Source organism: Verminephrobacter aporrectodeae subsp. tuberculatae At4 (genome assembly GCF_000193225.1).
Taxonomy (GTDB): Bacteria; Pseudomonadota; Gammaproteobacteria; order Burkholderiales; family Burkholderiaceae_C; genus Acidovorax; species Acidovorax aporrectodeae.
The window spans coordinates 1-12,091 of sequence record NZ_AFAL01000413.1 but is presented as its reverse complement, the minus strand read 5'-3'; the positions used below and the strand labels follow the sequence as shown (position 1 = coordinate 12,091).

Below are 12,091 nucleotides of genomic sequence, written 5' to 3'. Positions count from 1 at the left end.
CGCACTGTACCGGCCGGGCTCTAGCGCAGCCGCCTGATTTCCCTTGGGACACAGGAGGAGCGGTCCCTCAAAAATCGCAGCGTTGCGCGGCCGATGCAGCCATTCATGGGTGAAGCGCTCAAGAGCACCAACATCCGAGCGTAGCGGTACATAGTTTTTCGGTGTAACCAGACCAAGGCGATAGTAGTGGTCCGGTGGTCGATTGAGGTCGCCCCCTTAACCTGTATTCCTTGACCTCCAACACTTAATTCGCGGTTATGCAGCAATTGATCCAGAGTCGGAAACTTGCGTTCGAGCTTCTCGATCAACCAACCATCACGCGCTGTCCCGAATGCGGTCGCTTTGAGCATTGCCGGCGTTCTCAACACACGCGACAGCGGAACGCTCCTCAGCTCGCCAGGACCAATATGAAAAACTCCATTTCGCCGGAAATCAGGCGTCCAAGGAATTGACCCCACCAGCAGGCGGTCATCTCGACCCACCAATGCGCACCGGCCAAGGAACAGCAGTGCCGGTCCCGTTGCATCAGGAAATAGGCCTTCCTTGCGCAACGCCGAAAGGTTCACCAATGCAACAGGACGAAGCGTGCTCAGAAGCGCCTCTCGCGACTGGATCGCGTGAGTGTCCTTCGAGAAGAACGGCGACGACTTCATGATCATGCCAATGCGCCCGGTGTCGCCTGCGAGGCTCGATGCCACCCACAAAAATTCCTGATCAGGGCTACGACGCGGCCGACTGGATTGAATGTCGCCCGCCTTACGCTTGCGGGAGGCGCTCACTTTTTTCACAAAAGTCCATGGAGGATTTCCCACGACCGCATCGAATGGCCGCTCCATGACAGGGTGCGGCAATTCATCGTGCACGGTATCGGCCTCGAAGAGAGTGACACCTATGAGTCGATGAAACTTCAGGTCCTGGATGTCTTGAACCGGTTCCTCATCCAGCTCCAGAGCCGCAAGGTATAGGCTGAAAGCCGCGATACCCAAAGCGGATCTATTGATATCGATCCCATAAAGCTGCGTATAGAGCACGTCGCGCACGATTGAGCGGCTCGCGGCCTTGCCCTGAGTGCGCTTCCAGACCAACCGCCGAAAGGCCTCGACGAGGAAAGCGCCAGACCCGCATGTCGGATCGATCACACGTGAGCTTGCAGGAAGTGCTTCGAACACTGGATCGAGCGTCAGATGGACAAGTTCGACCGGGGTGTAATGCAGCCCCTGCGTGTGTGCATCATCCGACGCGCTCGATCGAGCGAATTGCTGGTAGATTGAGCTAACAAGGTCAACAGGAATCGCGTCAAAACGGAAACGGAACAGTCGGCCTTGGCCCGACAGCAGGCTGCGTCCCTCAACAAAGTCGCGCAATAGTTTCAGATGCTTATCGCCCAAGCGCTGCTGTTCAGCACCCGGATCATCCATCGGGAACAGGTCGCCGTTGAAGGTGCTGCGCAGCCACTGGAACAGCCTGAAGGCTGAATCGACCGTGGCGAACATGTCCCCCACATCCGCAGAAAATTCTTGCGGCAGAAAAGGCTGTGCAATCCCGCGGTCCACAAGGTACGACGTGAAGATGCAACGGCCAATCAGACGCTGAGCAAAGTCACGCGAAGCCTGTGCCTCTTCCTTGTCATCCGACAATGGCCGATCATTGGCGGGCGGGAGATGGGTCAACTTGTCTTCGAGAGCACTGACTTCATCAAGCAACTCGCGGTCAACCCGGTACCGACGATCAATTCGCTGCCCAATGCTGCTGGACCAGAAGGCACCGGTTTCGGTGGCGTAGCGCCCGCACATGGCATCCAAGGACCGCAGCCTGTCTTCCGCTTGCAAGGAAAACACTTCCAGCGGTTCGGTCGCAATCTGCTGCGGACTTGCCTTGGCAGGCGATGCGTAGCAGTCGTACAGGCGCACGTCCGTGGGTGTAATGATCCACAGCAGGGGTGCCACGCCCACGTTCCAAGCAGCTTCATGCCACTGAGCGATCTGTAGTTCGGAAGGTGCCGCGTCGCCAGCATCCTTGAAAATCGCCGTCGGCACACTCTGCGCCGAGAAGACCGCCTCGGCCTGCAACCCCACGCGGCTGTCCGACAGAATGGCACGCAGGCGTGCTCCCGCATCGTCTCCAGCACGCGCCAATCCCGGTGCCGGCCGGCCATCGGGCAAGAGGTAGCCGGTTGCCGTTAGTGTCTTGGTGAAAGCCGTGCTATCCATGAATGAGATCAAGAAATAGTCGTAACTACTCAGCCCCTCGGTCCACGGCCCAACCCATCAACCAAAGCGAGGTTGAACCCACAGCCGCCATTCTTGAAAGTCTTGGTGGTATGCATTCCAAACCCCATTCTTGCGTGGTGTACTTCGGACGGACAACAACGGTTTCCAGTCGTGGACCGCCCAGCCGCCAATCTTGCAGCTGCGCAAGCCCAAGATCATATCCAGATGGAACCGCAGGCCCGCCGCAAGCGTTCGCTCTGCGCTCACATGGGGGTCTTCTTGCCGTCCTTGAAGTGGTACAGCGTGAAGGGAGGGTTCTTCATCTCGCCATTGGCCTCGAAGGCGATCGTTGCGGTCACCCCCTGGAAGTGGGACTTGGCCAGTTCGTTCAGGTAGACCTTGGGGTCTACGGAGTCGGCACGCTTCATGGCGTCAACCAGCAGTTGCGTGGCGTCGTAGGTGTAGGGGGCGTAGATCTGGTACAGGCCGGGGTACTTGGCGTCGAACCGGGTCTTCCAGCCTGTCCCGCCGGGCATCTTTGCCAGGGGAGCGGCGCCCTCGGCGCAGACCACGTTGTTCAGGGTCTTGGCACCGCCTGAGAGTTTGACGATTTCCGACGTGCAAATGCCGTCGCCACCCAGGAACGTCATGTGACCCATCCCCAGTTGTTCCATCTGGCGCAGCATGGGCCCTCCCTGGGGGTCCATTCCGCCGTAGAAAACGGCGTCGGGATTCTTCGCCTTGACGGCGGTCAGGATGGCCATGAAGTCGGTCGCCTTGTCGGTCGTGAACTGCTCATCGACGACCTTGATTCCCTTGGCGATGGCGGTCTTCTTGAACACGTCTGCCACGCCCTGGCCGTAGGCGGTGCGGTCGTCGATGACGGCAACGGTCCTGAGCCTGAGCGTGTCCGCAGCGTAGACCGCCAGGCCGGCGCCCAGCGCGCTGTCGCTGGCGATGATGCGGAACGTGGTCTTGTAGCCGGGCTTGGTCAGATTGGGGTTGGTCGCAGAGCCCGTGACCATCGGGATTGCGCAGTCGTGGTAGATCTTGGACGCGGGAATGGTGGTGCCGGAGTTCAGGTGGCCGACGACGCCCGCGACCTTGGAGTCGCACAGCTTTTGCGCGACGGCCGCGCCCTGCTTCGGGTCGGCAGCGTCGTCTTCGGCCTGCAGCTCGAAGCGGATTTTCTTGCCGCCGATGGTGATGCCTTGGGCGTTCAATTCCTCGATGGCCATGCGTGCGCCGTTTTCGTTGTCCCGGCCGTAGTGCGCCTGGGGGCCGGACAGCGGCGCCGCGTGGCCGATCCTGACCAGCTGCTCCTGCGCGCAGACCGCACCCGCCGCAACCGTGACACCAGCGAGTACGGTCAGTTTCAACTTCCATTGCATATCGATTTCTCCAAACAAAGACAAACGAATCCGTGTGCGCCACAACGCAGGCGGGCGCTAAAAAGGCTTCCCGCGGGAAGCCTTTTCGGGATCTCCGCAGATCCGGTTACATGGGGGTCTTCTTGCCGTCCTTGTAAACGTACAGCGTGATCGCGGGGTTCTTCAAGTCGCCATTCGGCTCGAAGACGATCTCCGCGGTCACCCCCCTGTAGTTGGACTTCGCGAGTTCGTTCACGTAGACCTTGGGGTCAACCGAGTTGGCGCGTTTCATGGCGTCAACCAGCAGCTGCGTGGCGTCGTAGGTGTAGGGGCTGTAGAGCTGGAACTGGCCGGGGTACTTGGCGTCGTACTTCGCCTTCCAGGCCGCTCCGCCGGGCATTTTCGCCAGGGACGCGGCGCCTTCACCGCAAATCATGTTGCTCAGGGTCTTGGCGCCCCCTGAGAGCTTGGCGATTTCCGCAGTACAAGAGCCGTCACCACTGAAGAACTTCATGTTCCCCATTCCCAGTTGCTCCATCTGGCGCAGCATGGGGCCGGCCTGGGGGTCCATTCCGCCGTAAAAAACGGCGTCGGGGCTCTTCGCCTTGACGGCGGTCAGGATGGCCATGAAGTCCGTCGCCTTGTCGGTCGTGAACTGCTCGTCGACGACCTTGATTCCCTTGGCGATGGCGGTCTTCTTGAATACTTCTGCCACGCCCTGACCGTAGGCGGTGCGGTCGTCGATGATGGCAACGGTCCTGAGCTTGAGCGTGTCCGCCGCGTAGGTCGCCAGGCCGGCGCCCAACGCGCTGTCGCTGGCGATGATGCGGAACGTGGTCTTGTAGCCGGGCTTGGTCAGGTTGGGGTTGGTCGCAGCGCCCGTGACCATCGGGATTGCGCAGTCGTGGTAGATCTTGGACGCGGGAATGGTGGTGCCGGAGTTCAGGTGGCCGACGACGCCCGCGACCTTCGAGTCGCACAGCTTCTGCGCGACGGCCGCGCCCTGCTTCGGGTCGGCGGCGTCATCTTCGGCCTGCAACTCGAAGCGGATTTTCTTGCCGCCGATGGTGATGCCTTGGGCGTTCAATTCCTCGATGGCCATGCGTGCGCCGTTTTCGTTGTCCTTCCCGTAGTGCGCCTGGGGGCCGGAAAGCGGTGCCACGTGGCCGATCTTGACCACCTGCTCCTGCGCACAGGCCACGCCGCCGCCCGCAGCAGCGACGACAGCAAGCACGGTCAGTTTCAGCTTCAATTGCATATCAAATCTCCCGTAAAGATAAACGCCGAGAACCCGTTGCGTGTCTCAGCGCGGGTGACCATAGCGCAATTTGCGCGCCAGAGCGCATGGGAAACCACGAGCAAATGTAAGGAAGCGCAGCACGGCGGCGCGTCGTCATTGCTTCACTGCGGGGGCGCGCCGTCGGTCCGGGATTGCGCCGCGGCCTGGTGCACCGCATGGCGCACCAGCGACCCGATCTCTGCGCGCAGCCCGGGCAGCGCCTGCTCTTTCAGCAGGGTGGCGATGGCTTCTTGCAGGTGCGTCTCCAGCAGCCTGTCCACGTGCTGCATGACGCGCTGCACCAGGTAGTCCTCCACTTCCTCGGGAAGCGGGCGGGGCGCAGCGGGTGGCGGGCTGTCCGGGAGGGAGGCGGGCGGCTGCACCACTTCGGTGAGCAGCGGAACGAAGCGCGGCGGCGTGTCTGCCATCAGCCCGCTTTCAGCACCAGATCATGGCGCACGATGGTGTATCCCAAGGAGGCATAGTGGCGCCAGCGCGCACGCGCCGCGTCGCGGTCCACCGCGTCCTGCACGCTCACCACTTCGACCAGTCGCTCGAAGCGGTCGAAGCCATCGGGGACTTCGGCGGCGAGGTTCAGCAGCACCTCGTGGTGCGCCGCGCGGCGCGCGTGCGAAGTCAGCAGAACCGGCGACGCGTGGAGCAGGTCTTCGGGCGCGTCGTCCCGGCAGTGGGCGACGAAATCCTGCGGCGCGAGCGTCCAGAGCATGCGGTCCAGGGACTCCAGCGTCTCTGCGGGCGCGGCGATCACCAGGCGGGTTGCGCTGCGCTGCACCTTGCGCGCAAAGCGGCAGGCGTAGGCCAGCTTGTCCGGCGCGTTGAAGTGGAAAGCGACCTCGGTCATGCCACCGCTGCGTGTTCAGGAAGCCCTCGCGCGCGGCGCACGCCGGGGCACGGCGCGCGCCGCGGGTTTGGATGCGGTGGCGCGTTGCGCGGATTTGGATGCAGCACGCGGCGCGGGCTCGGATGGGGCGCGCTGCGCCGCCTGACCCAACAGGTAGTGCACGAGCAGGCCCACCGGCCGCCCCGTGGCGCCCTTGGCGGTGCCGCTCTTCCAGGCCGCTCCGGCGATATCCAGGTGCGCCCAGGGCATTTCGCCGACGAACTTTTGCAGGAACTTGGCCGCGGTGATGGCGCCGCCGGCGCGGCCCGCGACGTTGCCCATGTCGGCAAAATTGCTCTTCAGGCCCTCGGCGTAGTCGTCGTCCAGCGGCATGCGCCAGCAGGTGTCGAGCGCCGCCTCGCCGGCCGCGTGCAGCGCCGCGGCCAGGCCGTCGTCGTTGGCAAACAGCCCGCTGCGCACGTTGCCCAACGCGATCATGCAGGCCCCGGTCAAGGTGGCGACGTCGACCACGGCGGCGGGCTTGAAGCGCGCGGCGTAGCTCAGCGCGTCGCACAGCACGAGGCGCCCTTCGGCGTCGGTATTCAGAACCTCGATGGTTTTCCCGCTCAGGCTGGTGACCACGTCGCCGGGCTTGACGGCGCGTCCGTCGGGCATGTTCTCGCACGCCGGGATCAGGCCCAGCACGTTGATCGCGGGCTGCAACTCGCCCAGGGCGCGGAACGCCCCGAGCACGCTGGCGGCGCCGCACATGTCGAACTTCATCTCGTCCATCTCGGCTGCGGGCTTGATCGAGATGCCCCCGGTGTCGAAGGTGATTCCCTTGCCCACGAGCACCACGGGCGCCTGGTCCTTGGCGGCCCCGCCGTAGCGCAGTTCGATGAAACGCAGAGGCTCTTCGGAGCCGCGCGCGACGGCCATGAATGCGCCCATCCCCAGGCGGGCCACTTCGGCGGGGCCATGCACCTTGCACTGGATGCGCGGCAGTTTCGCCAGCGCCCTCGCAGCGTCGGCCAACAGGCTCGGGGTGGCATGGTTGGCCGGGCGGTTGCCCCATTCGCGGGCCAGCTCCACGCCCGCCACCAGCGCCACGCCGCGGTCGAATGCGTCCCGGACCGCGGCGGCGTCGGGAACCCCCACGACGCAGCGCTGCAGGCTGCGCGCCTGCGCCGTGGGTTTGGTGCTGGTGTAGACGTAGCTGGCTTCGGCGAGCGCCTGCAGCGCGGTGCTCACGGCGCCCGCGCTGACGGCCCCCGCAAGGCACAGCACCAGGCGCTTGGTCTGGGGCGCCTGGATCGCGGGGCCTGCTGCGAGCAGCGCCTGCTGCACCGCCCGGGCAGAGCCATCGCCCGCGCCGACCAGCACCACGCGGCGCGCGGCCACGGCAGGTGGCTGGTACAGATGCAATTGCTTGCCCGCTTTGAGCACCAGGTCGCCGCTCCTGAGCGCCAGCGCGGCCAGCGTGGACAGGGCGTCCTGCCCCGGCCTGAAGCCCTCGGGGATGAGGACCAGCAGCAGGTCGCATGTCTGCGCAGCGGCCGCGGCCAAGCTCAGGGTTTTGAGATCGAAGTTCATAATTGGCGCTTTCCTTGACGAAGCTGATGTTATTCGATTCATCCATCCGCAAGGAGTTGGCGCGCAGCTTCGGCGCGACGCTGGTGGTGCTGGTGACCGTGGTCATGACCATGATGCTCATCCGTACCTTGGGCCAGGCGTCCCGGGGCAACGTCAGCCCTTCCGACGTGACGCTGGTCATGGGCTTTACCGTTCTGGGGCAATTGCCCGCGATTCTCGGCCTGAGCCTGTTCATTGCCGTGGTCGGCATGCTGTCGCGCATGTACCGCGACAGCGAGATGGTGATCTGGTTCGCCAGCGGCCGGGGCCTGGCCAGCCTGCTCAGGCCCCTGCTGCGCTTTGCCTGGCCGGTGGTGGCGCTGGTTGCCGTGCTCTCGCTGCTCGTCTGGCCCTGGGCGAACGCGCAGATCCAGGAGCTCAGGACCCGCTACGAGCGGCGCAGCGACATCGACCGCATTGCGCCCGGCGAGTTTCAGGAGTCGTCCAACGGCAGCCGGGTGTTCTTCATCGACAAGGACAGCTCCGACGCGCAGGCGGGCAACAACGTCTTCATTGCCGCCACCGATGACCGGCGTGAATCCGTCACCTCCGCGCGCAGCGTGCGCATCGAGACCCGCGACGGCGAGCGCATGGTCGTGCTCAGCAATGGGCAGCGGCTGGAGGTCGAGCGCGACAAGCCCGGCGTCATGGTGAGCGAGTTTTCCGAGTACACGACGCGCATCGGCTCGACCCCGCCGGGCTCCGCCGAGGCCATCGCGCTCAAGACCCGCACCACCTACGATCTGCTCATGCAGCCCCTGCCCGCGTCCCGCGCGGAACTCGGCTGGCGCCTGGGGCTGGCACTGGCCGCGTCGAATTTCGTTCTCCTCGGGCTGGCCGTGACGAGCCGCAATCCGCGCACGGCGCGCAGCGCCAGCATGGTGGTTGCGCTGTTCGCCTTCATCGTCTACTACAACCTGATGGCGCTCGGTCAGAGCTGGATCGGCGCGGGCCGGCTGGGCCTGGCGAACTTCATGCTGCTGCTGCACGGCGGCATGCTGCTCCTGGCACTGGCGCTCCTGGCGCTGCGCCACAACCAATGGAGCCTGCTGCGCCTGCGACCGTCCCGCGGGCCGGGGGCGCGCGCATGAAGACCCTGCGCCGCCTGATCCACCGCGAGGCCCTGTCGGCGGTCGCCTTCGTCACGGCGGGTTTTCTGGCGCTGTTCTTCTTTTTCGACGTGGTCGATGAGCTGCGCTGGGTCGGCCTGGCGGACGCCGAGGGCTACCAGCTCTCGCACGCGCTGCTGTTCGTGGCCCTGGGCGTTCCGAGCCACCTGTACGAGCTGCTGCCGATCACGGTGCTCATAGGAACCATCTTCGTGATGGCCCGCCTCGCGCAAAGCTCCGAGTTCACCATCATGCGCACCAGCGGAATGGGCCCCTGGCAGGCCCTGCGCACGCTGCTCACGCTGGGCGGCTTTTTCGTGCTGCTGACCTTTGCGCTCGGCGACTACCTCGCGCCGCTGACGGAGCGCAGCGCCCAGCAAATCAAGGCGATCCATCTCGGGCGCCTGACCTCGGGCGCCACCGGCGCCTGGCTCAAGGAGCGCCAGAACACGCATTCCTTCGCGGTGAACGTGCACGCCCTGAGCACCGGGGGCGCAATGCTCGGCGTGCGCATTTTCGAGTTCGACGCCAAGGGCCGCCTGGCCTCGCAGACGCGGGCCGTCTCGGGCCAGTTCGGACCGGACGGCGCCTGGACGCTGGAGCAGGTGCAGCGCAGCCGCTTCGACCAGGGCGACGCGAACGATGCGGCGCACGTGCAGTACCTCGACGCCCCCAGCCTGCAATGGCGCACCACCATCAGCGCCGACATGGTCGCCGCGTCCCTGCTGCGGCCCGACCGCATGGCGACGCTGGACCTGTTCCAGTTCATCCGCCACCTGAACACCAACGCCCAATCGGCCCAGCGCTACGAGATCGAGTTCTGGCGCAAGGTGTTCTACCCCCTGAGCTGCCTGGTGATGGTGGTGCTCGCCCTGCCCTTTGCCTATCTGCACTTCCGCTCCGCCGGAATTGCGGGCCAGGTCTTTGCCGGGGTCATGGCCGGAATCAGCTTCTTCCTGCTGAACAACATCTTCGGCTACGCAGGCAACCTGCAGAACTGGTCTCCCTGGCTGACCGCCGCCGCGCCGGGGCTGATCTATTCGCTGCTCTCGCTGGCCGCCTTTGGCTGGCTGGTGCTGCGGCGTTGAACGGCATCCACGCCGCCACCATGGGCCAGGCCATCGTCCTTTTTTCCCACGGCTCGCGGGACCCGCTGTGGCGCGCTCCGGTGGAGGCGGTCGCGGCGCGCATTCGCACCAGCCACCCGGGTCGCAGCGTGGCCTGCGCGTATCTGGAGGGCTGCGCTCCGTCGCTCGCGCAGGCGGCCGCGCGGCTCGTCGCACGCGGCGCCACGCGGCTCACCGTGGTCCCCATGTTCCTGGGCAGCGGCAGGCATGCGCGCGAGGACCTGCCCCGGCTCGTGGCGCAGCTGCGCTGCGCCCACCCCGGCGTGCAGTTCCACGTGCAGGCGGCGATCGGCGAAGATCCGCGCATGACCGCATTGATGGCCGACATCGCTTGCGAATGAGATCCCTTGCTCTGAACCCGACATGAACCTGCACCAATTCCGCTTCGTTCAGGAAGCGGCACGCCGCAACCTCAATCTGACCGAGGCCGCCAAAGCGCTGCACACCTCGCAGCCGGGCGTGTCCAAGGCCATCATCGAGCTGGAGGAGGAACTGGGCGTGGACATCTTCGCGCGCCATGGCAAGCGCCTCAAGCGCATCACCGAGCCGGGTCAGCACGTTCTGCGCAGCGTGGAGATCATCATGCGCGAGGTGGGCAACCTGCGGCGCATCGGCGAACAGTTCAGCGCGCAGGACAGCGGCACCCTGAGCATCGCCACCACCCACACCCAGGCGCGCTACGTGCTGCCCGTTCCCGTGGCCGGCCTGCGCGAGGCCTACCCCAAGGTGCACATCAGCCTGCACCAGGCCACGCCGCACGAAGTGGCGCGCATGGTCATCGACGAGGTGGCGGAAATCGGCATGGCCACCGAGTCCCTTGCGGATTACCCGGAACTCGTCACGCTGCCGTGCTACGCGTGGCAGCATGTGCTGGTCGTCCCGAACGAGCACCCGCTGGCGCACAAGGAGCGCATCGGCCTGGAAGACCTGGCGCACGAAGCGCTCATCACCTACCACCCCTCGTTCACTGGCCGCGGCAAGATCGACCAGGCCTTCGGCGCGCGCAAGCTGCAACCGCGCGTGGTCCTCGAAGCCATTGACTCCGACGTCATCAAGACCTATGTGCGGCTCGGCCTGGGCGTCGGCATCGTCGCCGAAATGGCCATGCGCGACGACCCGGTCGGCGACCTCGCGGTGCGCCCCATGGGCCAGCTCTTTGGCCAGAACGTCGCCCGTGTGGCCTTCAAGCGCGGCGCCTACCTGCGCAATTTCGTCTACCGCTTCGCCGAACTGATCAGCGACCGGCTGAGCCGCGAACTGATCGCCCGCGCCATGAGCGGGCACGTCAACGACTACGAGCTCTGACCCCCCGCCCCGGACCCGCACCATGACCCCAGCCGCCGACACCGCCCATACCGCCGCCCCACCCCGCCTGGTCAGCCGGCTGCCGCAGGTGGGAACGACCATCTTTACCGTCATGTCCGCGCTCGCGGCCGAGCACCGGGCCGTGAACCTGGGCCAGGGGTTTCCCGACTTTGCCTGCGACCGCGCGCTGCCGGACGCCGTGACCCGGGCCATGCAGGCCGGGCACAACCAATACCCGCCGATGCCGGGAATCCCTGCGCTGCGCGCGGCCGTTGCCGACAAGATCGAGGCGCTGCACGGCCGCCGGTACAGCGCGGACACCGAAATCACCATCACCGCGGGCGCCACCCAGGCCATCCTCACCGCGCTGCTGGCAATCGTGCACCCGGGCGACGAAGTCATCGTTCTCGACCCCTGCTACGACAGCTACGTGCCGAACATCGACTTGGCCGGCGGCCGCGCCGTGCGCGTTCCCCTGGCGCCGGGGAGCTTTCGCCCGGACTTTGCGCGCATCGGCGCCGCGATCACGCCGCGCACCCGCGCCATCATCACGAACAGCCCGCACAACCCCGGCGCGACCGTCTGGAGCGCCGCCGAAATGCGCCAGCTCGAAGACCTGCTCGCGCCCACCGCCGTCGTGCTCATCAGCGACGAGGTGTACGAGCACATGGTGTTCGACGGCGCCGAGCACCAGAGCGCCGCACGCTTCGCGGGCCTGGCCGCGCGGGCCTTCATCGTCTCGAGCTTTGGCAAGACCTTTCACGTCACGGGCTGGAAGGTCGGCTCGGTTGCAGCCCCGGCGCAGTTCACGGCGGAGTTCCGCAAGGTGCACCAGTTCAACGTATTCACCGTGAACACCCCCATGCAGCATGGCCTGGCGGAGTACCTGCAAGACCCTGCCCCCTACCTGCAGTTGCCCGCGTTCTACCAGGCCAAGCGCGACCTGTTCCGCGAGGGGCTCGCAGGCTCGCGCCTGCGGCTGCTGCCAAGCGCAGGGAGCTACTTTCAGTGCGTGGACATCTCCGCCGTGAGCGAGCGCAGCGAATCCGACTTCTGCCAGTGGCTGACGCGCGAGATCGGCGTTGCGGCGATTCCGCTGTCGGCCTTCTACGGCGACGGCTTCGAGCAGCGCGTGGTGCGCTTTTGCTTTGCCAAAAAGGAAGCCACGCTGCGCGCGGCGCTGGAGCGGCTGCGCAGGCTGTAGTCGCCCTGGGGGGG

Annotated in this window: 11 protein-coding genes; 5 read left to right on the top strand and 6 right to left on the bottom strand. The window is 65.6% G+C overall.

All coding sequences use genetic code 11. The features are described 5' to 3' along the window. Positions 1-20: 20 nt before the first annotated feature. The 6 genes from VTU_RS27060 to VTU_RS0112245 all read right to left on the bottom strand — a co-directional run bounded on the left by VTU_RS27060 (position 21) and on the right by VTU_RS0112245 (position 7,293). Entirely contained in the window at positions 21-2,210 is a 2,190-nt protein-coding gene (locus tag VTU_RS27060; protein ID WP_201766136.1) for an HsdM family class I SAM-dependent methyltransferase, read from the bottom strand. Between the two features lie 263 nt (positions 2,211-2,473). After that, the gene (locus VTU_RS0112265; protein WP_010104568.1) at positions 2,474-3,601 is read right to left on the bottom strand and encodes a branched-chain amino acid ABC transporter substrate-binding protein; all 1,128 of its coding nucleotides are present in this window, start codon (positions 3,599-3,601) and stop codon (positions 2,474-2,476) included. A gap of 106 nt (positions 3,602-3,707) precedes the next feature. Continuing rightward, positions 3,708-4,838 carry a branched-chain amino acid ABC transporter substrate-binding protein gene (locus VTU_RS0112260; RefSeq protein ID WP_010104567.1) on the bottom strand — a complete coding sequence of 377 codons (1,131 nt, stop codon included), beginning with the start codon at positions 4,836-4,838 and terminating at the stop codon, positions 3,708-3,710. Between the two features lie 143 nt (positions 4,839-4,981). Beyond that, positions 4,982-5,287, bottom strand: a complete 306-nt coding sequence (locus tag VTU_RS31545; protein ID WP_010104566.1) for a hypothetical protein — start codon at positions 5,285-5,287, stop codon at positions 4,982-4,984. Then, positions 5,287-5,721 (bottom strand): DNA polymerase III subunit chi, encoded by a 435-nt coding sequence (locus VTU_RS0112250; protein ID WP_010104565.1) that lies wholly within the window; start codon positions 5,719-5,721, stop codon positions 5,287-5,289. Before VTU_RS0112250 ends, VTU_RS31545 begins: the two co-directional genes overlap by 1 nt. A gap of 15 nt (positions 5,722-5,736) precedes the next feature. Further along, positions 5,737-7,293 carry a leucyl aminopeptidase gene (locus VTU_RS0112245; RefSeq protein WP_010104564.1) on the bottom strand — a complete coding sequence of 519 codons (1,557 nt, stop codon included), beginning with the start codon at positions 7,291-7,293 and terminating at the stop codon, positions 5,737-5,739. Positions 7,294-7,319: 26 nt separating this feature from the next. Between VTU_RS0112245 and lptF the strand changes: the two genes are divergently transcribed. From lptF to VTU_RS0112220, 5 genes are read left to right on the top strand one after another with little or no spacing between them, the layout of a single operon-like run. Continuing rightward, complete coding sequence (gene lptF, locus VTU_RS0112240; RefSeq protein WP_029554349.1) at positions 7,320-8,423, top strand: LPS export ABC transporter permease LptF; 1,104 nt, start codon at positions 7,320-7,322, stop codon at positions 8,421-8,423. After that, positions 8,420-9,529: an LPS export ABC transporter permease LptG gene (gene lptG, locus VTU_RS0112235; RefSeq protein WP_029554348.1), complete on the top strand. Its 1,110-nt coding sequence runs from the start codon at positions 8,420-8,422 to the stop codon at positions 9,527-9,529. Before lptF ends, lptG begins: the two co-directional genes overlap by 4 nt. Positions 9,530-9,549: 20 nt before the next feature. After that, on the top strand, positions 9,550-9,909 hold the full coding sequence (locus tag VTU_RS0112230; protein ID WP_029554347.1) for a sirohydrochlorin chelatase: 360 nt from the start codon (positions 9,550-9,552) through the stop codon (positions 9,907-9,909). 22 nt (positions 9,910-9,931) lie between these two features. Continuing rightward, complete coding sequence (locus VTU_RS0112225) at positions 9,932-10,873, top strand: CysB family HTH-type transcriptional regulator (RefSeq protein ID WP_010104560.1); 942 nt, start codon at positions 9,932-9,934, stop codon at positions 10,871-10,873. A 22-nt stretch (positions 10,874-10,895) separates the two neighbouring features. After that, entirely contained in the window at positions 10,896-12,077 is a 1,182-nt protein-coding gene (locus VTU_RS0112220; protein WP_010104559.1) for a pyridoxal phosphate-dependent aminotransferase, read from the top strand. Positions 12,078-12,091 lie beyond the last annotated feature (14 nt).